Here is a 23,590-nt window from a genome sequence, read left to right on the forward strand (position 1 = left end):
TGGATGATTGGGGGAGATGGTTGGGCTTATGATATTGGTTTCGGTGGAATTGACCATGTTTTAGCTAGCGGCGAAGATGTAAATATGCTTGTAATGGATAATGAAGTTTATTCAAATACTGGTGGACAAACATCTAAAGCGACACCAACATCGGCAATTGCTAAATTTGCAGCTAGTGGCAAGTACGTATCTAAAAAAGATTTAGGGATGATGGCGATGAGCTATGGCAATGTTTATGTCGCTCAAATTGCTTTAGGAGCAAATCAAGCGCAAACGATTAAAGCTATCGAGGAAGCTGAAAAATTCCCTGGACCTTCATTGATTATTGCCTATACTCCATGTATTGTCCATGGCTTAATTGGTGGTATGGGGAATGCTCTAAAAGAAACAAAAGAAGCGGTAGAATCTGGCTATTGGTCGCTTTATCGTTTCAATCCAAGTTTGGCTGAAAAAGGGAAGAATCCAATGAGTTTAGATTATAAAAAACCAGCTTTTGCTGATATGAAAGACTTTATGCTGACTCAAACACGCTTTACTTCTTTATTTAAAGCCAATCCAACAGTAGCTGATCATTTATTTGATAAAACGGTCAATGATGCAAAAATTAGATTTTATAATTATGCGCGACTGTCAGGACAAGAAGAAAAAATCAGAGCTAAATTAGAAAAAGAATAAATTCAAACGGTGGCTTTCTATTGAGAAGGTCACCGTTTTTATGCTTTTTTATTATAGACATTCATTATTTTTATTAGAATACAAATTTAAAATGAAAGAAGAACGTAGTATATAGTTAAAGAAAAGAAAGGAGAATAGAAGTAAAACAAGAGCAAATAAAAATCAAAGGAGAAGTGAGCGTGAGTCAGAAAAACTATCAAAAAAGTGTCCGTGAAGATATCCAAGGATACTATTTTAAGGGATTTAATTCTTTTAGAAAAACAGTAGAAAATACTAAAAAGGGTGTTTTTAGGGAAACAGATTATGCAGAGGAAGCTAATTTTAAATTTGCTGAGTATCAACTTAGCAGTTTAACCATTGAATTAAAAAATCATGCTACTTTTATTTCAGAATCTGAAGAAGAGGAATTTGTTTTAATTGGCAAAAACACGCTATATATTCAAAATATTAGTTACTTGGAAGGTACGTATCAAACTATAATTCACCGAATCGGTCAAAAACCGGTTAAAACCCGAGAAAAAACGGCAGATATTATGACCCGTTATTTTAATCAACAAGGAATCAACTATTAAACCATTCAAAGTATTGGAAAGCTATTAGAGATTACTAAATATTGTCCCTATTTACTTGGAGATATTTGTTTTTTACCTGATTTTGGTCGAAAACAGGCGGGAACTAGTTGGCTAGCATTACACCATGTAATCACAGGCCAAAGTCATTCTGTAACCAATCAAACTTACTTATTTTGTCGAAATAATTATCGAATCATTATTCCGATTAGTTATAAAAGCTTTAAAAAAAGAGTTGAGAATGCTACCTTGCTGTATCATGTTCAGAAGTCAGCTTTTAACTTGTTTAGCCAATTTTTTGAAATTGAATGGCTTATGAAGAAAGAGCAGCCTTTAAATATCATTCACCAGTCTCTTTTAAAAATACAGTATAAGTTGCCGAATTATAGCTTACCAGAGCTAATTGAATATTTAAAGTATAGTTGGATTAGTGATTCTTTAAAGAAAAATTTTGGTGTAGAAGATCCTTATTTACATCAAGTCAGAGCGTTGCTAGATATTCCTTTAAGGTTGGGGAGGAAGGAGAAAGAAAGCCAAAGGACGAATTATCTAGAAGAAAAAGAAGAGTTTAAAATGTAATCCTTAAAAAATTGTTGTATTTTAATAGTGTTCAACGTATAATAATGCAGAACTAATAAAATAATGAACGACAGAGATCGTTCGTTTTAGGAGGAAAAGCAATTATGAATAAACAAGCGACACATAGTCAACAATCAATGAGCTCTTACCAGAAAAAGGTACTTGCATCATCATCAGCAGGACTAGGATTAGAAAGTATGGATATTATGTTCTTAACTTTTGCTCTGACGTCAATCATTGCTGATTTGAATGTAAGTGGGGCTGCAGCAGGATTGATTTCCTCCATTACCAATGTGGGGATGCTACTAGGTGGCGTTACTTTTGGTATCTTGGCAGATCGTTTTGGCCGGATCAAAATTTTTACTTACACCATTTTAATTTTTGCTTTTGCTACTGGAGCTATGTATTTTGCTTCAAATATTTACTTAGTCTACTTATTTAGATTCCTTTCAGGTATTGGTGCAGGAGGGGAATATGGGATTGGTATGGCAATTGTTGCTGAGGCCTTTCCAAAAGAAAAATTAGGGAAAATGACTTCAATTGTCGCAATCACTGGGCAAGTTGGTTCGATAATTGCCGCAATCATTGCTGCAATTATTATCCCACGATTTGGTTGGAACGCGTTGTTTTTATTTGGTTTATTGCCAGTTGTTTTAACCTTCTTCATCCGCAGTCACTTAGACGAAAGTGAGGAATGGAAAGCGAGCCAAATTAAGGAAAGTAGTCAACCATCTGCTTCTTTAAAAGAATTATTTAAAACACCTAACTTGGCCCGTCAAACAATTTCGTTGATGGTGATGGCTGTCATTCAAATTGCGGGCTACTTTGGTTTAATGAACTGGTTGCCTTCAATTGTCCAAAAACAATTAGGTTTATCCGTTTCAGGTTCGTCCTTATGGATGATTGCCACAATTATTGGTATGAGTTTAGGAATGCTTCTATTTGGTCGGATTTTAGATACATTAGGAGCACGTTTAGCTTACTCAGTATTTTTACTAGTTTCTGCTGTCTCCGTATTTCTTTTTGTTTTTGCTACGAATCAATGGACAATGCTATTAGGTGGAGCTGTAGTTGGATTTTTTGCCAATGGAATGTTTGCTGGTTACGGTGCGATTGTCAGTCGATTGTATCCAACTCATATTCGTTCAACAGCAAATAATCTGATTATTAATACTGGTCGAGCAATCGGTGGATTTTCATCAGTCGTGATTGGTTTTCTACTTGATAAGTACAATTTAATGGCGGTTATGCTCTTTTTAGCGACATTATACTTGATAAGTTTTTGCATTATGTTAAGTGTCAAAGGTCTAAAACGTGAAAATTATTTTAATCCAGATTTTACTGGAGAATAAATTAAATAGAATGAAAAAAATCCGTGTAAGTCAGCTACTTAAAGCTGGGTTACATGGTTTTTTTTATACAAATAATTTAATAAGGTACTTATATTTAAAATTATCATTATAAAAAAATTATAAATCAATTAGAATTGATACGATAGTTTTTTTATTATTTTGAGAAAATTGGAGGAGAAAATAAAGATGATGAAGAAAAAAAAGTTCCAAAATTTAATCAAATGGATTTTAATCTATACAATAATTGGTGGAGTTGGCTCACAATTTTCGCCAATAATTAGTTCCGCAATAGAATCAGAAAATTTAAGTTCAGATAATTACACGAAACTTGTTAAAGCACTAGAATCAAACGAACAAAGTGTAAACGCTTTAAATGAAAAAGCCTTTGATGAGAACATGGCAGCGCAATTGGAAATCAAAGGACTGAAATTTGAAGATTTTTCAAACACAGAAAAAAATGAGCAGGAAATTCGTGTAGTTATCCAGTTACTTAACGAGAGTGCCAGTGATACTAGTCAGCCTCCAACTGGAACAAAAAAATCGATTGAAAAAATAGAGCAGGCGACAGATGATGTCATTCAAAATCAGCAAATAATTAAGACGAAAGTTGAGAAAATAACTGGAAATAAAGCACAACGAAGCTTTGGGTATTTATTAAATGGTTTTTCAATCGATGTTAAATACAAAGACATTGATACGATTCGTGATCTGCCTGGAGTAGCAGATGTTACCGTTGCGACAGTCTACTATCCAACTTCCGTTGAGGCCAATCAGTTAGCTAATATTAATCAAGTTTGGGAGGAGTATCAATTAAAAGGTGAAGGTATGGTTGTTTCGATTATTGATACAGGGATTGATCCCAGTCATAAAGATTTACGTTTATCTGACACAACAAAAGAAAAAATTAGCCTTGAAGAAATTCAAATAAACATAGCTGAAATGGGGCATGGTAAAGCTTTTACTCGTAAAATACCTTATGGGTATAATTATGCTGATAATAATACAACCATCATTGATGAAAATCCTACAACAAATATGCATGGCATGCATGTAGCAGGGATTGCTGCAGCCAATGGTATTGGAGCTGATAGTACAACAGCAGTTTTAGGTGTAGCTCCAGAAGCACAGTTACTAGCAATGAAAGTTTTTTCAAATTCTAGTGGGGCAGTCGCCTTAAATGACGATGTAATTGCAGCCATCGAGGATTCTGTAAAATTAGGAGCTGATATCTTAAATATGAGTTTGGGCTCAGTTGCAGGAAACCGTGACAGTAATGATCCTGTTCAAATTTCAATTCGTGAAGCAGCAGAAGTTGGCGTCCTATCTGTGATTGCAGCAGGAAATAGTGGTTTAAGTACAAGTAATGATACAAATGTAGCCCCACAAAATAAATTTGGAACGATCGATACTGGAACATTAGGCTCACCAGGCGTAACAGATGAAGGACTAACCGTTGCTTCATTGGAATCATCCGTCCAAATTAGTGGACGCTTGGCAATTTATACAGTAAATGAAGCCGGCGCGAAGGTTCCTTATCTAATGGAAACACCTGCTTCATCAGAAGGGAAAATCCCTTATTTTAAAGGAGTAACAGCTAATATCACTGGTTTAAGCACACCACATCCGATGATTGACCTAGGAACAGGGACAGAAGTAGATTACCAAAACAAAGATGTCGCCGGAAAAATTGTTTTAGTAAGACGTGGTTCGATTCCCTTTTTAGATAAGCAAGTGCTAGCTAAAAAATATGGAGCAGCAGCAGTTTTTATCTATAATAATCTCCCTAATTTGGCTGCCTTAGAAATGCCTATTGCTGATCCAAATTTCATAACTTTGGGATTAACAAAAGAAGATGGCGATAAATTCGCGGAATTAATCTCGGAAAATCCCGCAATAAATTATAGTTTTGAAGCAGATAAGTTTCTCACGGAAAATCCTAAAGCTGGCAAAATATCCGATTTTTCTTCATGGGGACCGACACCTAGTTTAGAATTCAAACCAGAAATAACCGCTCCAGGAGGACAAATTTATTCAACTGCGAATCAAAATAGTTACCAAACAAATAGTGGTACATCAATGGCAGCACCCTTTGTAGCGGGAACAGAAGCTTTAATCTATCAAGCGTTAAAGGCGGAACAGAGTCCTTTAACAGGTTTGAATTTGATTGAATTTGCTAAGGCCTCCCTTTTAAATACGGCAATACCAGTCATGGACCAAAAACATTCAGACGTGATTATTTCCCCTAGAAGACAGGGAGCTGGACTCTTACAAGCAGATCAAGCTATTAAAAATAAAGTCTATCTAACAGATGCTAAAACAGGTAAAGCCAGCATAGCTTTGAAACAAATCAATCAAAGCACCAAAATAAGCTTGCAGTTGAAAAATGCAGGAAAGCAAGACGCAAGTTATAACTTTCATGATTTCGGTGGCGTTTATACCGAAGATCGAACTGCTACAGCAGAAGTATATGAAAAGAAAATTGATGGAGCTGACATCAAAATAGCGTCATCCGAAATCAAGTTAAAAGCCGGGGAAACCAAAACAATTCAACTTACCTTAGAATTGCCAGATACATTTTCCAAAAATCAATTCGTTGAAGGATACATTGGATTAGCCAGTGAAACTCAGCCAGACCTCGTCATACCTTACATGGGATTTTATGGAGATTATAGTGAAGCCGCTATTCTTGATACACCCGTTTACTCAGGTAATTCCATTCAAGGCAAAGGCTTTTTTACAGATAAAAGTAACACCTTTTTAGGTTTGGAAAAAGGGACAATTAATCCCAATTTAGTCGCTATTTCACCAAACAAAGACGGACGCAAAGATGAAGCCAAACCAACCCTTTATTTTTTAAGACACGCCAAAACAGCAATCTATGAAATCGTTGATTCAAATAAAAAAGTGATTCGACGTTTAAATGAAGACCATAACGTGATTAAAGATTACTTTAATTCAGTTAGTAGTGCCTTCTCATCTCATACAGTTACTGCAGCCACTTGGAATGGAATGATCTATAATCCAAAAACCGGTGGGAATGATGTTGTACCAGACGGTCACTATCAAATGAAAATTACCGTTCAAGGTATGTCAGAAAAAGCCGGCACACAAGAAACATTCTTGCCAATTAAAGTTGATACAAAAAATCCTGTTATCAGTCAGGCTAAGTTTGTTACACCAGATAGCCTAAGCCTTAAAATCGAAGATCAATTAAGTGGAGCTGATTTGCGTTCGGTCGCTATTGCAGTTAATGGTCAAATTGAAACCTATGATTTAAGTGCAACAGAAAATGAAGAACTAACTGTTCCTTTAAAAAATACACAACAGGCAGCCAACGGCAAAAATCAAGTTGAAGTGGTCGTTTCCGATTATGCAGGCAATATCGGTCATTTTAATGAGTTCATTTCATTTGGTACAAAAGAAGAGTTCGTTTTATTTAACTTATCAGACAATGCCTTGATTACTACAGCTAGCAATAGCTATTCAACTGAGAAAAAAAGTTATACTGTGAAAGGCTATTATCCAGCTGGAAAGAGTATCTATGTCAATGGTTCTTTAATTGACAATCAAGCAGGTTATTTTGACATGGAGGTTCCACTGACTGAAAATTCGACCGAATTGATTTTTAGTCAGGAAGCAAATCAGCAAACGATAATAAAAAGAGTCGCTATTAGAGCGAAAGTAACGCCCCCAGAATTAACGATTGATAGCCCAACTGAATCTGTGGTTATTGATGAAAATCATTACCTAGTTACGGGGAAAACAGGAAGTTCGACGAAGATCTTAGAAGTGAGTAATCAGTCAAATGGAGTCAAGATAAATAGCACAGATGCCATTCAAGCAGACGGTCAATTTTCAACTGAAATTTCGCTAGTAAATGGACAAAATAGCCTTATGGTCACTGCTTTAGATGAATTTGGAAACAAGACGATTAAAATAATTAGTCTGCGTACAACTGGGTACAATCAACCAACTATCTTAGCTTTAAGCAATCTGAATGTGGTTGGCTTCACGCAAGTTGGCGTTGGAAATCCTAATTACGATGAGATTTCAAAAGAATATACGATTAAGGGTCGCTTAAAAGAACCCGTTGAACAATTTACAATTGATGGGAAAGACGTTGCCTATGATCCCATTGAATTAACGTTTTCTTATCCAGTTCCGTTAAAACAAGGGAAAAATACAGTCGCTTTCTACCTACAAGATTCAGCAATCAATGCTGAAAAACCTTTGGTAGACGAAGGGTATACGTTATTGCTTGATACGGTGTTGCCAGCTTTAGATGTTGAAAACTTACAAACAGACAGTCAGGGCAATTATCAAATTTATACAAATCAAAATCCATTCCTTTTAAAGGGGTTGATTTCAGATAATTTTTCAGGTTATCGTTTGTATATTAATAATGAAAATGTCCTGACTGATGCGAATTATTTTATTTTTGATGAAAAATTCTTTGCAAATCGTTTGGCAGCACCATTTGAGTATCCAGTGAATGTCACAGAAGGTGAAAATAGTGTTCAAATAGGATTACTTGATACACTTAATAATCTGACTAAAAAAGCAATTTCGATTTTTTATCGTCAAACGTCACCATTAGCACCGATTGTGACAGCCGATACAACAAGTTTAACAAATAAAGCCGTGAATCTAACGGCAACCTCGGAAGCTGAAACGTTGATTTATTACTGTCTATCTGGTGAAGAGTATCAGCTATATACAGATCAAGTTGCGGTTACTTCAAACCAGAAAGTTTCTTTTAAAACGCTGGATAAATATGGAAACTACTCAGAGCCAACCATTTATGAAGTGAAAAATAGTCAACAAGTAATTGCTTCACAACCTAAAATTGACGTTAGCCCACGTGAAAAGCTCACAGAAGCCGTTCAAATTAGTTTAGGTTACCAAAAAGAGTTGACTGAGCGAGAACAGACTTTTACTCATTTGCGCTATAGCTTGGATAATGGACTCACATATAGTGAGTATCAAGCACCTTTCAAACTAGAAAAATCGGCAGATATTTATGCTCAAAGCTATGATGATGCCGGCAATCAAAGTGAGATTATCAAAGAAACAGTGCTTTTCGAAGAAATTGTAGAAGAAAAAGAGAAACCAGAAACGGAAACGACTAACCCAACGATTCCAATCTTAAAACCGGGGCAAGAAGAAGTAAATTCAATCATAGAGTCCACTAAGGTAAAAGAGTCTGCTACTAATCTAGTTCAACCAACTATGGCGAACGAATTAAATGATAAAGACCAATTACCTAAAACCGGAATTGATGTTAAGCAAAGTTATTCTATTTTGGGACTGTGGATAAGTTTTTATAGTATCTATCTGTTGCTAAAAAATAAAAAAAAATCCTCTAACTTATAGAATAACTATCTAAGATTGATTCTAGTTGGAGAGTATAAATAAACTAAAGAAGCCCATGAAGACTATTTTGATGATAGTCGTTTCATGGGCTATTTGAAGTCAGATAATATACTACTCGTTCGTTTCATGTTTTAATAACCATTCTTTACGTGCGGTACCTCCACCGTATCCTCCTAAAGCTCCATTTGTATTTATAACTCTATGACAAGGGACAATAATGGAAAGTTGATTAGCGCCATTGGCTCGGGCTACTGCCCGATAAGCCAGTGGATTATTTAGATTTTCAGCGATTTTTTTATAGGTGGTTGTTGTGCCAGCGGGAATTCTTTGTAACGCATCCCAGACTTCCGTTTGAAATGGTGAGCCTAGATAGCGAATAGGCGTTTTAAAATCAGTTAACTCACCATCAAAGTAAAGTGTTAACTCCTTTTCAATCATTTCTAAAATCGCTGTTTTCCCAGGCAGAATTGCAGCATTGAGACGAACCCTTAATTTTTTTACTTCAGTTTCTAGTCCCACTCTGTCAACAAATTCCAGTAAGAATAAATGGTGCTCATCTGAAATAGCCAACATAGAGCCTAATTTTGTTTCAATCCATGCGCTAGAAAGTACCTGAATTTTTTTGGATCGTTGGGGTACATCTCCCATAGTTTTAGAAAAAGCATCACGAAACCCATTACTAGATTCAAAGCCACTAGCTAATTGTGTATCAATTAACGATTCACCATTACGAATATGTTTAAAAGCTAAACCCATTCTTCTTGAACGAGCGTATTCAATAAACGTCATGCCAAATTCTTTTTTAAATTGTCGGCGTGCAGTATTTGCGCTAATGGCTAAGTTATCAAAATCCTTATCTGTCCATTTTTTTGTAGGATCCTTTTCAATAGCTGTTACAAGTAATTTGACATCATCCGAAAGATTAGAGGGATGTGTGAGGGGATGACACCTTTTACAAGGTCGATAAGAAGCTAAAAGTGCTTCTTTAGCAGTTTCGAAAAATTCACAATTTTCTTTCAGTGGTTTTTTTGCAGGACAAGTAGGACGACACAAAATCCCTGTCGTTTTTACCCCAACAAAGAAAATACCTTCATAATTTGAATTTTTTTCGACTAACATTTCATAGTAAGTATCAATTTCTTTTTGGTCCGTAATCATTTGCTTTCAACTCCAATCGTATTTATTTCAGGATTTTCTAGCGTTTTGTTGGAAATAGTTCATTGTTGAAAAATAGCTAGCCGGTCCATAACTAATTCGTTTAGCTCCCATATTTTGTAGTTCAGACGATGAAGGCAATCCTGGAAGGATCATAACATTTACAGGAAGTGGGGAATGGTGGATAAAATAAGCTAACCACTTTTTATCCACCAATCCAGGGATAAAAATACAATCTGCTCCAGCATTAGCATAAGCTGTCGTCCGATTAAGGTCCTCAATCATTAATTCTTGATTGACTACACGATTCTGAAAAAAGATATCAGTCCGAGCATTCAAAAAAATAGTTTTGTTTTGTTTTTTTGCGGCATCCTTAATAGTTTGAATTCTAGCACTTTGTTTAGCTATCGTCCATAATTGAGGAACTTCAGTACTTAAATCTTGGTCCTCAAAATTGACACCAACAATATCTAAGGTAAACAGTTGCATCATATTTGCTTCTAATTGTTTTAACTCGACAGCATAGCCAGCCTCTATATCTACGGTAAAGGGCTTTGTTACGTGAGAAGCAATTCGTGAGATAAACCAATAAAATTCAGTAAAAGTCATCTTTTGGCCATCAGGAAATCCCCAAGATTGTGCTAAAGCATAGCTACTGGTGGCAATTGCTAAAGCACGACTTTCTTCTAGCGCCAGTGCAGTTGCGACATCCCAACAGTTATACAAAATTAAAGCCTCTTTCTCATTGTGTAGCTGTTTAAATTGGTCATACTTAGTTTTTAGAATAGTAATCATCTCCTTGGTTCGATTACCTTCACTATACGTCAATAGCTAAAGTAAAATACCAGAAAAATTAACACGACCATTTTTAGTAAGATTTTAATAAAAATAGCAGTGTATCTCTCAATACCTGAATGAGTTACTCAGTTGAGATGGATACACTGCTATTTATTTTATAGTTAAATTGAAAACATTAATGGAAAAAATGACTTTCATTGATTTTTGCTTGTAGTTTTTTGATGTAGACTGAAATATAAGGTTGGAAAATAATTCCAAAAATACCAAAGACTAGACCGAAAAGCAATAGAACAAGCGCATAAAACCAAGCATTCGGCCAATAAATACCGCCGACAGGTTCACGTAATAAATTAACAGCATAAGTGAAAGGCAATAAAGGATTGATAAATTGGAAAAATTTACCAGAAAGTTGAATTGGAAAATTCCCTCCACCAGCTGAAATCGAAAGCACAAGTAAGATAATCCCTATGCCTTTTCCAAGATTGCCAAAGACGGCTGCTAAAATATACAAAATTGACATGAAGACTAAACCAACAAAAATGGTCATTGCTACAAACCAAGTTTTTTCAAAAGCATAGGTATGAAGCAGATAAAGATTTCCTAATGACACAATTAATGCTTGGAAAAAGCCGACGGATAAGAAACTGAGCATCCGTGCTGAGTATTGTTCACGTTTAGAGAAGCGTTTCTTATCTTTATCGGAAAGAACGAAGTCTGTACTCGCAATATTAGAAAATAGCAAACCACCAACCCAAAGACACAAGGCTGTGTAGAAAGGTGCACTTGCAGAGCCATAGTTTGGCACAGGATACCAAGCTTTTTGTTTCATGGTGACTGGATTAGAAAGAAAATCACTTTCTGATTGTGCATCAGCTTTTAATAGTTTAATCAATTCGTTTAAATCAATATTCTCTTGTTGATCACGAATGAAGTTGCCAGCCTTTTCGATACCAGAACGAATCATGGGCCAATCATTTTTAATTAGACTACTAGCTGAATTCAATGCATTCTCAACATCAGGCATTTTTTCATTAACCATTGCTAAAGTTTTGGTAATATCATCTTCAATACCTGGTAAGTCATTTTTAACAAAGTCATCTGCCGCGGCTAATTTTTGTTTCAGTGTGGGAAAATCATTTTGATAAAAGTCAGCCGCTTTGTTAATGCCACCAACGATTAAATCCATGTTGCCATTCAATAACGTATTAGCTGTATGGATTTCATTTTTTAATGCAGGCAGTTCTTTTTGATACTTTTCTAAATAGGTAACAGCATTTTTAATTGTTCCCGTGGTACTAGCTAAAAGACTTTCCACGTTAGGGAGAATGGTTGTGTTTGCTGAATTCAAAATCGTATCAGCGTGACTTAAAGCCTCGTTTAATTTAGTTAATACGTTTTGGATACCTTGACTAATTGCAGCATTATCAATTGCATTCAGGTCATTTACAAAGCCTTTTGCAGTGGCGCTAATTTCATTTAAACGCGTTTGAATTTCATCTACGGATAAATTTGGAAGTTCATTAAGCAAGGCTGTCACTTTTTGGTTAAGCTCGTTATTTCGTGTTTGCAAGTCTTTTAATTGATTGATAGTAGTTGTCAATTCATTGCTCCCACTAGCTTCCTGCAATTTTTCTAAGTTATCAATTAAGCCACTTAACATCGTATTGGCTGTGTCTAAATGTGTGCTCAAAGAAGTTAAACTTGCGATAATTGCTGCCTTATTATCTTCCGTTACGACTGTTGAACTTAAATTATCCGCCAGTTTTCCAATGGACGAAGCAACGGATTTTAAAATAGTTAAACCAGTGTCAATCGCTTGTTTGACGGGCTCTAAAGCAGATTGGATTTTTGCAATAACTTCTTTAGTCGATTCGACAGTTTGGGAAGCGTCTTGTCCTAGTTCAATAACGTCAGGCATAATAGTTTGTACTTCCTGAATAACTGTCAAAGCTTGATTAGCTTCATCGATGCCTTGATTCAAAGTTGCAGCAATTCCATCAAAATCCTGATCGATTTGAGCAATTTGGCGTCCAGCATTTTGAATTTGAGGAATATTTTTTTGCAAATCAAGAATCAATGAACCAGTTTGATCAAGTTGAGGCATCAAACTATTGACCTCACTAATCTTAGCTGTCATCTGGTTCACTTGTGGTAAATACTCAACAAATTCATTTGCTTTCGTTAATTTAGCCTTAATATCAGGCATTTTTGTTTGTAAATCAAGAATTTCTTGTGTATAGGTGTCGATTTGTGGCAGATTTTTCTCTAAATCTAGCACTAAACTTGAAACTTTTCTGATAGAAGGTAAATTTGTTTCTAAATCAACTCCGATTGTATTAAATGCACTGACAACAGTTTGACTGACCGTAGCTACAAACTCTTTCGAAATAGTTTCTTGTAAGGTTGTAGCGCCTTTGTCCGTAATTTTAGGTGCAATCGCATTGATTTTTTCATTGACGCTGTATTCAATTTTTGGTTTTTTTAAATCGCCTTTAACAAAGCTCAATAAATCGCTTGAAAAACTTTTAGGAACATAAATTCCGGCATAATAGGTTCCGTCTTTAACGCCTTTATCAAGCTCTGCTTTGGATTTAACAAAGACCCAACCTAAGCTATGATTATCATGTAAGGAATCAATCAATTTATCCCCGATATTAATACTAGTATCTTCAAAATCAGCTGTTTGATCAGCACTGTAGACAGCTATTTTCAATTCACTTGTGTTGCTATATGGATCCCACAAAGCAGCAATATTAAACCAAGCATAAAGAGAAGGGATAATCAGTAAAGCAATAATTAACGCTGTTGCAAAAGGGTTTTTAAAGATTCTTCGCCAGTCGAGTCGATAGAGTTCAAAAACATTTTTGAAATGTCGCATAGTGTATAAGTCTCCTTTTTGTGTAAAATAAATTGAGGCTAGATAAACACTTTAAATTTGTTATGTAGAACAAGATTAATAAGTGTATTAAAATAAAAAAGGCTAGGATAAAAAAATCTTAGCCTTTTTGTAAAACTATATTTCTTTGTTTTGTTGTGCAAGTAAGTCGCGAATTTCTTTTAAGTATTCCTCGGTTGCATTAATTTCAACTTCTTCTTCAACTTCTTCAACAGGTTTTTTCATTTTAGCAACAAATGTGTTAATGACTTTGATAAACATGAAAATAGAAAAAGCAATAATTAAGAAATCAATAATAGATTGCAAGAAAGCTCCATACATAAGTTTTGCATTTAAAATTTTAATGGATAAATCACTAATATTGCTACCACCAGTAAGAGCGACAATAATTGGCGTGATGATATTTGTAACTAATGACGTAACAATAGCACTAAAGGCTCCACCAATAACAACCCCAACAGCTAAATCTAATACACTGCCACGTAATGCAAATTCTTTGAACTCAGCTAACATATTTTTAAACATATAAAATAACCTCCTTATAATAATTTCAGATACGTTTTAAGTATAGCTAAAAATGGAATGGAATTAAAGAAATAAGACCTATTTATTAAAATATATATAGTGAATTCTAATTGAAAAATAGTTATTTGTCCGGGCTGTAGTGAACGACTTTAATTAAAGGGGATTAATTAGAATATAAAAGAACGAGATAGCGAACGAAAAAGAAAATTTATGTTAAAATGTATCAAATCAATTTGGTTTTATACCTATTTCCGTTATAATAGAAATGTAAAGGTGAAAGAAACCTATCCAGTGAGAGGAGAATGGAAAATGAAAACTAAAAAAAGTAGATTCAGTCTAATGTTCTTGTTAGTTATGAGTATTTTTGTTATCAGTGCCTGTGGAAATGAAAGCAATGGTGCATCTTCCTCTAAAGGTAATGAATATGATACAGCGATGCGCGAGGGTAAGCAATCAATTGCTGAAAAAGATTATGCAGGCGCAGAAGAGGCTTTCAATGAAGCTTTGGGTTTTAAAGAAAAAGATGCTGTTGCAACAACCTTTTTAAATCAAACGAAAGACTACATTGCTGCAGAGAATAAATATACGAATGGTAAATTAGAAGAAGCGAAAGTAGCCGTTGAAAAAGTCGTTACAGAAAAAAATGGTTCTAAAGACTTAGTTAAAGTCGGTAAAGAGCTAGAAACTAAAATCAACAAATTTGAAACACAACAAAAAGAGTATCAAGCACTTTATGACAGTAGTCAAAAACAATTTGATGCTGGAAAGTTAGATGATGCGGCTGGAACAATTGAAGAGTTGTTAGCAAAAGACTTAAGCAACAACCTATTTGCAGACTTAAAACAACAAGCAACAGAATTAAAAACTAAAATCAATCAAGCTCAAGCTGCAAAAGTTAAGGAAGAGCAAGCCATTGTACCTGATTCTAAATATAAAACAGAACGTAATTCTGAATTAGCAGGTAAAGAATTCACTGCTGCAACAGGAAAAGATATTAAAACAGCTACAGATGAAGAAATTGCTGCTTGGTTGGCTACTAAGAATGCAACACAATCAAGTGGAACGACTGCAACGGATAGCTCAGCTAATGCTGAAAGTAGCTCAACAGATTCTAGTCAACCAGAAGTTTCCCTAGATACAGAAAAAAATAATGTTTTAACTGCGGTGGAACAATTGACCGGTCTTAGCAGCCAAGACAATCAGTATTATATAACAAAAGAAAGTGCTGATTTATTCCAAGTTGAAATTCGTCATGCACACACAGTTGATGGAACAGAAATTTCAAATATGGTTGGCATGTTCCAATACACTCCTTCAACTAAAGGATTAACAAAAATGGATCCAATTACGGGAGCTTATGCACCATATAAAAAATAGTTTAGTTTGATCAAAGAAAAGGTTGAGACGTATGTCTTAGCCTTTTCTAGCTATTGGACAAGAAAGAGGGCTAATTTAAAGTGAATTGGAAAGAAAAACTAGATCGAAATATGAGGAAATTTTTAGTAGGACGTTATGGTGTTATGGACCAGCTAAATCGAGGTTTGCTACTTATCAGTGTTGGGTTAATTTTTTTATCAATCATTTTCCCACAACGATTTTTAACAACAATTGCATTGCTAATACTGGCCGTTAGCTATTATCGTATCTTTTCTAAAAAAATTTCACGTCGTTATAAAGAAAATCAGCGCTACTTGGACTTTATTCGCCCAGTGCAACGCTTCTATCATTTACAAATGAAAAAAATAAAGGAACGAAAAGAATATCGTTATGTAAAATGTCCAGAATGCCATAAAACTACAAGGGTACCTAAAAATCGTGGGAAGATAGTTATTACCTGTCCTAACTGTCATCATAAGTTTGAAAAAACAACTTAATGCATAAAACTAGTAGCAGTACGAAAAATAATCTCTATAATTTAAAGGACTGATGAATCATCAAATGATTCCATCAGTCCTTTTTTTGTTTTTAGCTAATATAAGTTATTTCAAAACCAATCCTGCATTTAAATCATCAATTAATAAAAAGTGTGTCACGGTATTAAAGTTATTTTTAATAATTTCACAAATATCATCATTGTCTAAGTAGTTCTCAGGAAATAAAATTAATCTCGTTATTTCTATGTCGTTAGTAGTCAAAAAAGTTACATAATAAGCATGCACATTTTTCCATAAAATATCTATTATCATGAATACACCTCCCATATATAATTTAATAGTTAAAATTAAATTGATTTATTAAAATAACAAATTCGCTATAAAAAATTATATTTTACTTAACATACTTAACTCGAATTATTAAAAATATTAAATCCAAAAAATGTATAAAATATCTTCATTTTTTGATACATGTTAGTTTGAATTTTTTTAGTTTAAATAATCACACACTTGATTATTGGTGTTATTTACGCATTTTTTCTTTATTTTCAACGATTTATTAATGTATTTAAACCCCGATTTTATAAAATATAAAAATTATCAATCACTTTTTTATTTATTTTTCTGTACCGAAAAATGAATAAAAAAGAAACATTTTTTGGGAAGTTATATATACCAAGTGTTTTTTGTTTTTTTTATGTGAAAAAAAACTTAGGTAATCTAAAAACGAATCATAAATAACAATAAATTATGAAGTGTTAAAAAAATTTTTCAAATATAGACATTAATATCCCGAAAAATGATTATTTAATCATCATTTTTTGGTATATAAGATATGTAGCGAATGAGATATGATACGTTATGATATGTTAAGTAGAAAATTATTTGAGTTTAGAGATTTATTTAAGAACTTCTGAATTAGTAATTTTAATAACTAGGAGAGGATGTTTATATGTGTAGAGTAAATAGTGTAACTACTTGATTAAAAGAAATGCGTTATGTATGGAAAACAATAATTATGAAGAATATATAGGAGTGAATAGAATATGAATTTAAAGAAAGCTTTATTCGTACTTTTTACATTATCTTTAATCATTACAGCAACAACTGGGTGTTCAACTAAAGGAAGTAAGGAAAAATCTGAGCCAACGTTAACGAAAGAAAAAAAAGTACTTATAGATGATTTAGGTAAAGAAAAAGTAACGAATCATATAAAGATAAACCTCGTCAAAGGAGAGTACGCAACTGATAGTGGTATAGCTGATGATCAAGATTTGGTTGTGTTATCATTTGAAATTGATAATGAAAATTATTTAGAAGAAGTAGGAGTTGGAGCGGGGGATTTCCAGATATTTAGTGATGGGAAAACATATCAAATGTATGGTGAGAAAGATAATTTTGGTGAAGTAATTAAATCAAAAGGATCTGCAAAAGGAACAGGTGCGTATTTGATTCCAGCGAATATTTCTAAAGGCATTATTCGATACCAACCAGTTAATCCTAATTGGCCAAATATGGAAAAATTAGAATGGTCTTTTACTATAAAATGAAGAAAGTAAAAGCACCTTTGGATAAAAATAACGTTTTTATGTTTAGTTCAGTTCATAATTGGATGGATACAAGAATATTAAAAAAGGAAGCTTTTAGCTTAATAAAAAGTGGAAAAAGTATAGAATTTTATGCAATTGGCAATCAAGAAGAAGCTCCATTTATTGAAGGTATTCAGTTTCATTTGATGAAAAAAGGAAAAAAATGGTCGAGGCCTTTTAAATGGTTTTTTTTAATGAAAAAAGCACTCAGATCGCGTGCTAAATATTATCATTTTCATGATGCAGAGCTGCTTTGTTTGGCGCCCTTGATTAGAAAAAAAAACCTAATGCTGTTATCATTTATGATATGCATGAATATTTTGCGGCTCAAATTAGTACGAAAGATTGGTTGCCAGCCCCAGTCCGTAGACCCATATCTAAATTAGTTTGCGTGTTAGAAAAAAAATTGATGCGCTATTGTGATGGGGTTATTTTTGCAGAAACATCCTATAAACAGTATTTTACTGAGTATAAGGGATTAACAAAGGACATTTTAAATTATCCTTTGCCAATTGAGCAAAATAAAATGCAAAAGGAAGAAGTATTTACACTGATTTATGTAGGAGATATAACAGAAGATCGTAATATTATGGGAATGATTGAGGTAGCAAAAATAGTAATGGAAAGAGGAAGATTTCAATTTCAATTGAAGCTTATTGGACCGATAGCGCAGTCCTTAAAAGATAAAGTCAATCGAAAAATAATCGAATATGGTTTGGAAGGCTATATCTTTTGGTACGGAAGAATTCCATATGAAGATATATGGAATCATTATTTTTCAGCCGATGTCGGATTATGTTTGTTAAAACCAATTCCAAATTATAAAAATTCCTTGGCAACAAAACTCTTTGAATATATGGCAGCTGGACTGCCTATTATTGCATCTGATTTTCCTGATTGGAAGTCTTTGTTAATCGAAAACAATTGCGGTTTATTTGCTAATCCGCTAGATAGTAACGAGATAGCCCAATTAATTGAGCATTTAGAACATGACAAAGTATTAGCTCAGAAGTTAGGTACTAACGGTCGTGAAGCATTTGAAACTCAATTCAGCTGGAAAAGTGAAGAGGAAAAATTAGCTGTATTTTACAGATTTCTTGAGAAGGTTAGGATAGGTGAGTAAAATAAAAACAAGAATTTTCCATGATTTTTTTAGGGTATGCAAAAAATATTACTTTATTATCTTACTTGTCCCTTGTTTAGTAACAAGTATCGTCTATTTATTGACAGTATATGTGATACCAGAAAATTATGAAGCTAAGACTCAATTATTGGTTTCCATCCAAAATGAAAATAATGAGCAAAGATTAGATGAGCTACGCTCAAGTATCCAATTACTAGGTACTTTTTCATCTATTACTCAAAGTCAAAGAATTATGAATCAAGCCGCTATGCAATTGAATCAACAAGTAATTCATGAAAAATTATCTGTTTCAATTGATGAGAACTCTTTAATTGTCACATTAAAAGCAAGAGGGGAAAATAAAAAATCGGCGGTTCTTGTTGTGAACACTATAGCTGATTTAGTTGCAAAAGATTTTTCCAACCTTTTTAAAGGAGCCGATGTCACTATCTTAGAAAAAGCGAATACTGCCAACCAACCATCTATTCTATTCCAGTTAATTTTAGCAATGATTACAGGAGGATGTAGTGCTTTGGCATTTTTATTCTTTTTAAGTATATCTAACTTAGTTATATCCAATGAGGAACAAATAAAAGAGTTAGGATTAATCTATTTGGGTGATGTTACATTGATAAAAAAATAAAGTCGTTGAGTTCACGCATATGCAAGGAGCCAGTTCTGTATGAGTAGTAAAATAAAAAAAAATAAACATGTGAAAGAAAACAACCTTAAAAAACGAAAAAAAAAATCAAAAAAAAATAAAGAAAATGCAAAAATAAGAAATAAAGAGTTTTTGAATGAACAATTTAGAACGATTCAAACAACACTCACCTTCACAAACTCTATTCATAAAGAAAATATTAATGTGATTGGGCTTACTTCCGCAGAAAAAGGCGATGGGAAAAGTTTTTGCGCTCTTCGTCTTGCTCGAACATTTGCGGAAGGAGGAAAAAGTGTCTTATTGATTGATTCTGATATGTATAATCCAAGATTGTCTAGACAGCTCTTAGTTGCTAAAAAACGTGGACTATCTAACTATCTAGCTTCAGATGAACAATTTGAAAAATATATTAAATCGACAATATATACAAATTTATTTGTCTTACCATCTGGTCCAATGCATCCTAATATTAACGAGCTCTATCAAACAAATAAAATGGAGAAACTAATTAAAAAAGCTAATAAGATTTTTGATATTGTGATTGTTGATACGCCTCCAGCTTTAATATTGAATTATCCGAGGTTGATTGGACGTATATGCGATGGCATGATCATTGTGACGTCTGCTGGTAAAACTAAAGTTACGAAATTAAAAGAAGTTGTGAATATACTTGAGTTAGCAAATAACACAATTCTTGGAGTTATCTTGAATAAAAAGAAGTACAGCAGAAAAGAGTTGAGAGACTATACGTACTATTAATTATTTTTTTCAAACGAGGTGTTTTATTGTTATTGCTTTTTTCATGATGATTATCAGCGCTAGTTTATTTGTATTATATCCCTTATATGTCGGGATTCTAATAATTGGAAGCCTTTTGCTTCTTTCAATGACGTATGGTTCAGAACAATTTGTATTAAAGATTAGTTTTGTTTTTTTTACGGTTTCTGCCTTTTTAGGAGCCTACTTAAGCTTTCCAGGATATGAAAGTATTTTTCTTTTTAGAATTTTATTGCTTGCACAATTATTTATATTGGTTTTGTATAAAGATTCCCTAATGCCGTTAAATAAAGGACTGAAATTTCAAGGCTACATAGGGTTACTCTTATTAATTTGGAATATAGGCTGCTTTATCACGTTATTTTGGGCACAACATAAAATTCCTGCATTGCGACATATCTATTATATATTTGAAGCGAGTTGTTTACTTTATGTGCCTTCTTATTTCATTCAAACAAGAAAAGCTGTAGATGCAATTTTAGATATTATTTCGACAATTTATATTGTTTCACTAGCTATTGGTTTTTTTGAGGTATTGATGGGATGGCATCTGAAGTTATCAGGTTCTCTTGTTTATGAAACAACTACTAGTCAGTTTCAACCAACTGGATTTTTATTCAATACTAATGATTACGCTCTATTTTTGGCAATGTTTTTACCGCTTGTCTTTTATCGGTTTTATTCTGTAGCGACTCATAAATTTATGCGCTTTAGTGGGATTTTGATTTGGTTTTCAAGCATCTATCTAGTAATTATGACTTACTCTCGACTAGGTATTGTGTCAATAATAATCGTTAGCCTTGTTATTTATTGGGTTTATTTCAAACAAATTACCTTTCTTATTCTTTTTTTCGGATTTCTTAGTTTATTAATAAAAGAACTTTTCTCTTTGACATTTTTAACTACTACATTTCATACGATTCAAGTCAGCTTTACACAAAAAGGTGCGTCTAATACGGACCGTTTAAATTTGTATAATACGATTTGGACTATTGTAAAAAAACGTCATTTTTTAGGAGTAGGTACAGGAGGAATACCAATTGAAATTGCAACATTTCGTCAAGGTTATGAAAGTTCAAGCTTAAACTTTAATTCAGCTCATAATTTTTTCTTAGAGTCATTAGGAGAAATAGGTTTATTTACAATTTTTTTAGTACTAGTCATAGGTATGTTAGGCTACAAGTTCTTTATGTTACTAATCAAAAAAACAAATAAAACTATTCTTGAATATAGTCCGTTTCTAATGTGGGGTATCTTTTTAATCAGTTCTGTAGCTTTAAGTACAATAGTAGAACAGCGTTTTTTATGGCTAGGCTTAGGAATGGCATTGGCAATATCATTCGTAGAAGAGGAGAGTAAAGAAGATGATCAAAATTTTAATAGGGATAATCGTGAGCTTAGGTAGTGTTTTCTTAGTGATTGCTTGCCTGTATTTCTTTTTCTATCCGTCCAAAGGAATTCTTAGAATTAAAGAATTAGAACAGATAAAACAAACATTTAGTGATAATCAAAAAGGCACAAAAAGATTCATTATAGGTGGTAGCGATGTTTTGTATAGTTTTAATACAGAAAAAATGAATCAAGAATTAACGATTCCAACAGTTAATTTGGGTACGAATGTTGGTTTAGGTTTGGGTTATTTAGTAGATTATGGTAAGAAATTAGCCAAGCCTGGGGATAAAATTATTGCATGTTTAGCCTATTCTTTGTACTATAATCCACCTTATCATATCTTTTCTTTTGAGTATTATCGGATGTTTGATAAAAAGAAGTTGACTCGTTTTTCTGTACCTGCGTTCATATATTATGCTATCGCAAATCTGAAGTATAACTTTAGTTATGTACAACGTGAATTTGTTATTGGTGAAAGTGGCTGTTATTTGGATGTGACGGGTTCACAATTGGCTAAAGAAAAAGAGAAGGCTCTTTATTTTCCAGAAAATTTTAATGTCACAAATTCCATTCGTCAGCTTGAGGAGTTCAAATCTTATTGTTTGTCTCATGGGATTGAGTTGTATATTACTTATCCATCTACATTAGGTTTTGAATCTTATCGAAACTCACATTATCTAGAGCGATTAACTAGTTACTTAACTGAAAACTATCAAGTTATAGGTAAACCAGAGGACTATTTTGTTCCATTGAATCACATCTTTAATTCAGTTTATCATATCAATGAAGTAGGGCAAAATTTCCGAACAAGTAGATTAATCAATTATTTACGTGAAAAGGAGAAATTGTATGTTTCTGAGTGAAAGAGTTAGTGTCATTATGCCAATATTTAATCCAGACTGTACGATTGTAGATTCAATTAAAAGTGTGTTAGAACAGTCTGTTTCAAATATTGAACTTCATTTAATCGATGATGGATCTACTATAGAGTATATTCATTATATTGAAAATTTTTTAAAATTAGACAATGTATATTTTACCCGACTTAATAAAAATACAGGACCTGCATATGCGCGAAATTTAGGGTTGGAAAAAAGCACAGGTCGATATGTGGCCTTTATTGATTGCGATGATATTTGGAAACAAGAAAAACTAGCGATTCAACTAAGTTGTTTTGAAAAAAAGCAAACGGCATTATCTTTCAGTGAATATTATATGGTTAAATCAACGGGTGTGAAAAAACATGTTCAAGTTCCTGTAAGTCTGACTTATAAAAAACTACTTAAAAACACTATCATAGGTTGTTCAACGGTGGTAGTGGATCGAAAAAAAACAGGCCCTTTTCTCATGCCCCTGATTCAAGGTGGAGAAGACACTGCTACGTGGCTAAACTTGTTAAGAAAAGGATATGAAGCGGAAGGTACTCAGCAAGCACTGGTTTACTACCGAATAAAAGAGAATTCATTTTCAAAAAATAAATGGAAAATGCTTATCAGAACATGGCGTATGTATCGGAAAACGCAACAATTATCACTTGTTCAAACAAGTTATTATTTTTGTCATTATGTAGTTAATGCCATAAAAAAAAGGATATAACGGAAGGGGGAAGTAGTTTGATGGATAAAAATAAGCGGCAACAAATTATATTTAATTGCCTAAAAAGAGGATTTGATATTGTGTTTAGTTGTATCTGTATTTTAATCTTGTTTCCTATAATGCTTGTTGTGTCTCTTTTGATTTGGAAAGAGGATCGTGGCTCTATTTTATTTATTCAAGAACGAACGGGACTAAATGGAGTTAGATTTAAAATTTTTAAGTTTCGTTCAATGAAAGAAGAAATTCCAGAAAAAACGTACATGTTTAACCCCATTTACGGAGTACCCTCTGATTTCATATTTAAGTCAGAGAACGATGAAAAAGAACATATTACAAAAATTGGTGCCTTTATTCGAAAAACAAGCATTGATGAACTTCCGCAATTCTTCAATGTATTAAAAGGGGACATGAGTATTGTTGGCCCTAGACCAGAAATACCTGAGATTACTTGTGGATATAATAAAGAGCAGAAAATGCGTTTAGAAAAAAAAGCTGGTATTACAGGTTTGGCTCAAGTAAATGGTCGCAGCGATTTGAAAAATGGCGATAAAATGAAATATGACCTGTATTATGTTAAAAATCAATCCATTAAACTTGAATTGGAAATACTGTGGAAAACAATTAGGACTATTTTGACGACTAAAGGAGCAATCTAA

21 protein-coding genes and 1 pseudogene are annotated in these 23,590 nt (G+C 33.4%); 17 read left to right on the forward strand and 5 right to left on the reverse strand.

Annotated features, from left to right (window positions below):
- Nucleotides 1-3: 3 nt before the first annotated feature.
- The 6 genes and pseudogenes from BR77_RS19695 (at nucleotide 4) to BR77_RS13400 (ending at nucleotide 8,548) form a co-directional block, all read left to right on the forward strand.
- Nucleotides 4-675, forward strand: a complete 672-nt coding sequence (locus BR77_RS19695; RefSeq protein WP_420919916.1) for a thiamine pyrophosphate-dependent enzyme — start codon at nucleotides 4-6, stop codon at nucleotides 673-675.
- 179 nt (nucleotides 676-854) lie between these two features.
- Nucleotides 855-1,247 (forward strand): hypothetical protein, encoded by a 393-nt coding sequence (locus tag BR77_RS13385; RefSeq protein ID WP_015077509.1) that lies wholly within the window; start codon nucleotides 855-857, stop codon nucleotides 1,245-1,247.
- Nucleotides 1,248-1,310: 63 nt separating this feature from the next.
- Nucleotides 1,311-1,493: pseudogene (locus BR77_RS19700) on the forward strand (competence protein ComK); the annotation flags it as partial.
- A complete protein-coding gene (locus tag BR77_RS19545; protein ID WP_035065341.1) occupies nucleotides 1,494-1,823 on the forward strand; it encodes a hypothetical protein in 330 nt (109 codons plus the stop codon).
- Nucleotides 1,824-1,927: 104 nt separating this feature from the next.
- Nucleotides 1,928-3,175 carry an MFS transporter gene (locus BR77_RS13395; protein WP_010052773.1) on the forward strand — a complete coding sequence of 416 codons (1,248 nt, stop codon included), beginning with the start codon at nucleotides 1,928-1,930 and terminating at the stop codon, nucleotides 3,173-3,175.
- Nucleotides 3,176-3,361: 186 nt separating this feature from the next.
- On the forward strand, nucleotides 3,362-8,548 hold the full coding sequence (locus tag BR77_RS13400; protein ID WP_016356637.1) for a S8 family serine peptidase: 5,187 nt from the start codon (nucleotides 3,362-3,364) through the stop codon (nucleotides 8,546-8,548).
- Between the two features lie 111 nt (nucleotides 8,549-8,659).
- Here the strand turns inward: BR77_RS13400 and BR77_RS13405 are convergent, their stop codons facing one another.
- The 4 genes from BR77_RS13405 to mscL form a co-directional block, all read right to left on the reverse strand.
- Nucleotides 8,660-9,706, reverse strand: a complete 1,047-nt coding sequence (locus BR77_RS13405; protein ID WP_015077506.1) for a bifunctional transcriptional activator/DNA repair enzyme AdaA — start codon at nucleotides 9,704-9,706, stop codon at nucleotides 8,660-8,662.
- Nucleotides 9,707-9,733: 27 nt separating this feature from the next.
- The gene (locus BR77_RS13410; RefSeq protein ID WP_257613330.1) at nucleotides 9,734-10,498 is read right to left on the reverse strand and encodes an isocitrate lyase/PEP mutase family protein; all 765 of its coding nucleotides are present in this window, start codon (nucleotides 10,496-10,498) and stop codon (nucleotides 9,734-9,736) included.
- Nucleotides 10,499-10,676: 178 nt separating this feature from the next.
- Nucleotides 10,677-13,379 (reverse strand): YhgE/Pip domain-containing protein, encoded by a 2,703-nt coding sequence (locus BR77_RS13415; protein WP_035065345.1) that lies wholly within the window; start codon nucleotides 13,377-13,379, stop codon nucleotides 10,677-10,679.
- 135 nt (nucleotides 13,380-13,514) lie between these two features.
- Nucleotides 13,515-13,910: a large conductance mechanosensitive channel protein MscL gene (gene mscL / locus BR77_RS13420; RefSeq protein WP_179206388.1), complete on the reverse strand. Its 396-nt coding sequence runs from the start codon at nucleotides 13,908-13,910 to the stop codon at nucleotides 13,515-13,517.
- A 321-nt stretch (nucleotides 13,911-14,231) separates the two neighbouring features.
- On the opposite strand from mscL, the gene BR77_RS13425 reads away from it, so the two are divergent.
- Together BR77_RS13425 and BR77_RS13430 are read left to right on the forward strand one after the other, a co-directional pair.
- Entirely contained in the window at nucleotides 14,232-15,299 is a 1,068-nt protein-coding gene (locus BR77_RS13425) for a hypothetical protein (RefSeq protein WP_016356635.1), read from the forward strand.
- Between the two features lie 80 nt (nucleotides 15,300-15,379).
- Nucleotides 15,380-15,796, forward strand: a complete 417-nt coding sequence (locus BR77_RS13430; protein WP_016356634.1) for a hypothetical protein — start codon at nucleotides 15,380-15,382, stop codon at nucleotides 15,794-15,796.
- 105 nt (nucleotides 15,797-15,901) lie between these two features.
- On the opposite strand, the gene BR77_RS13435 is transcribed toward BR77_RS13430, so the two are convergent.
- Nucleotides 15,902-16,108 carry a hypothetical protein gene (locus tag BR77_RS13435; RefSeq protein WP_015077499.1) on the reverse strand — a complete coding sequence of 69 codons (207 nt, stop codon included), beginning with the start codon at nucleotides 16,106-16,108 and terminating at the stop codon, nucleotides 15,902-15,904.
- 734 nt (nucleotides 16,109-16,842) lie between these two features.
- Here BR77_RS13435 and BR77_RS13440 point away from each other — a divergent pair.
- From BR77_RS13440 to BR77_RS13475, 9 genes are read left to right on the forward strand one after another with little or no spacing between them, the layout of a single operon-like run.
- Nucleotides 16,843-17,346, forward strand: a complete 504-nt coding sequence (locus BR77_RS13440; RefSeq protein ID WP_015077498.1) for a hypothetical protein — start codon at nucleotides 16,843-16,845, stop codon at nucleotides 17,344-17,346.
- Entirely contained in the window at nucleotides 17,343-17,771 is a 429-nt protein-coding gene (locus BR77_RS19325) for a hypothetical protein (RefSeq protein WP_197537108.1), read from the forward strand. The genes BR77_RS13440 and BR77_RS19325 overlap by 4 nt, the downstream gene beginning before the upstream one ends.
- Before the next feature lie 5 nt (nucleotides 17,772-17,776).
- Entirely contained in the window at nucleotides 17,777-18,508 is a 732-nt protein-coding gene (locus BR77_RS19330) for a glycosyltransferase (RefSeq protein ID WP_016356633.1), read from the forward strand.
- On the forward strand, nucleotides 18,501-19,151 hold the full coding sequence (locus BR77_RS13450; RefSeq protein WP_010052787.1) for a YveK family protein: 651 nt from the start codon (nucleotides 18,501-18,503) through the stop codon (nucleotides 19,149-19,151). Before BR77_RS19330 ends, BR77_RS13450 begins: the two co-directional genes overlap by 8 nt.
- A 39-nt stretch (nucleotides 19,152-19,190) precedes the next feature.
- Entirely contained in the window at nucleotides 19,191-19,928 is a 738-nt protein-coding gene (locus BR77_RS13455) for a CpsD/CapB family tyrosine-protein kinase (protein WP_035065349.1), read from the forward strand.
- Nucleotides 19,929-19,971: 43 nt separating this feature from the next.
- Nucleotides 19,972-21,351, forward strand: a complete 1,380-nt coding sequence (locus BR77_RS13460) for an O-antigen ligase family protein (RefSeq protein WP_035065351.1) — start codon at nucleotides 19,972-19,974, stop codon at nucleotides 21,349-21,351.
- Nucleotides 21,311-22,201, forward strand: coding sequence for a hypothetical protein (locus BR77_RS13465; RefSeq protein ID WP_015077494.1), 891 nt, complete (start codon nucleotides 21,311-21,313; stop codon nucleotides 22,199-22,201). The genes BR77_RS13460 and BR77_RS13465 overlap by 41 nt, the downstream gene beginning before the upstream one ends.
- On the forward strand, nucleotides 22,188-22,934 hold the full coding sequence (locus BR77_RS13470; RefSeq protein WP_016356630.1) for a glycosyltransferase family 2 protein: 747 nt from the start codon (nucleotides 22,188-22,190) through the stop codon (nucleotides 22,932-22,934). Before BR77_RS13465 ends, BR77_RS13470 begins: the two co-directional genes overlap by 14 nt.
- Before the next feature lie 20 nt (nucleotides 22,935-22,954).
- Nucleotides 22,955-23,590: a sugar transferase gene (locus BR77_RS13475; protein ID WP_010052794.1), complete on the forward strand. Its 636-nt coding sequence runs from the start codon at nucleotides 22,955-22,957 to the stop codon at nucleotides 23,588-23,590.

Origin of the sequence: Carnobacterium maltaromaticum DSM 20342 (assembly GCF_000744945.1) — a bacterium.
Classification (GTDB): Bacteria; Bacillota; Bacilli; order Lactobacillales; family Carnobacteriaceae; genus Carnobacterium; species Carnobacterium maltaromaticum.

What these genes read in the sequence shown, in the direction of transcription:
- BR77_RS19695 (WP_420919916.1), top strand. Translation starts at nt 4, where the DNA reads ATGATTGGGGGAGATGGTTGGGCTTATGATATTGGTTTCGGTGGAATT.
- BR77_RS13395 (WP_010052773.1), top strand. Translation starts at nt 1,928, where the DNA reads ATGAATAAACAAGCGACACATAGTCAACAATCAATGAGCTCTTACCAG.
- BR77_RS13400 (WP_016356637.1), top strand. Translation starts at nt 3,362, where the DNA reads ATGATGAAGAAAAAAAAGTTCCAAAATTTAATCAAATGGATTTTAATC.
- BR77_RS13405 (WP_015077506.1), bottom strand. Translation starts at nt 9,706, where the DNA reads ATGATTACGGACCAAAAAGAAATTGATACTTACTATGAAATGTTAGTC.
- BR77_RS13410 (WP_257613330.1), bottom strand. Translation starts at nt 10,498, where the DNA reads ATGATTACTATTCTAAAAACTAAGTATGACCAATTTAAACAGCTACAC.
- BR77_RS13415 (WP_035065345.1), bottom strand. Translation starts at nt 13,379, where the DNA reads ATGCGACATTTCAAAAATGTTTTTGAACTCTATCGACTCGACTGGCGA.
- mscL (WP_179206388.1), bottom strand. Translation starts at nt 13,910, where the DNA reads ATGTTAGCTGAGTTCAAAGAATTTGCATTACGTGGCAGTGTATTAGAT.
- BR77_RS13425 (WP_016356635.1), top strand. Translation starts at nt 14,232, where the DNA reads ATGAAAACTAAAAAAAGTAGATTCAGTCTAATGTTCTTGTTAGTTATG.
- BR77_RS13435 (WP_015077499.1), bottom strand. Translation starts at nt 16,108, where the DNA reads ATGATAATAGATATTTTATGGAAAAATGTGCATGCTTATTATGTAACT.
- BR77_RS13440 (WP_015077498.1), top strand. Translation starts at nt 16,843, where the DNA reads ATGAATTTAAAGAAAGCTTTATTCGTACTTTTTACATTATCTTTAATC.
- BR77_RS19325 (WP_197537108.1), top strand. Translation starts at nt 17,343, where the DNA reads ATGAAGAAAGTAAAAGCACCTTTGGATAAAAATAACGTTTTTATGTTT.
- BR77_RS13455 (WP_035065349.1), top strand. Translation starts at nt 19,191, where the DNA reads ATGAGTAGTAAAATAAAAAAAAATAAACATGTGAAAGAAAACAACCTT.
- BR77_RS13460 (WP_035065351.1), top strand. Translation starts at nt 19,972, where the DNA reads ATGATGATTATCAGCGCTAGTTTATTTGTATTATATCCCTTATATGTC.
- BR77_RS13465 (WP_015077494.1), top strand. Translation starts at nt 21,311, where the DNA reads ATGATCAAAATTTTAATAGGGATAATCGTGAGCTTAGGTAGTGTTTTC.
- BR77_RS13470 (WP_016356630.1), top strand. Translation starts at nt 22,188, where the DNA reads ATGTTTCTGAGTGAAAGAGTTAGTGTCATTATGCCAATATTTAATCCA.
- BR77_RS13475 (WP_010052794.1), top strand. Translation starts at nt 22,955, where the DNA reads ATGGATAAAAATAAGCGGCAACAAATTATATTTAATTGCCTAAAAAGA.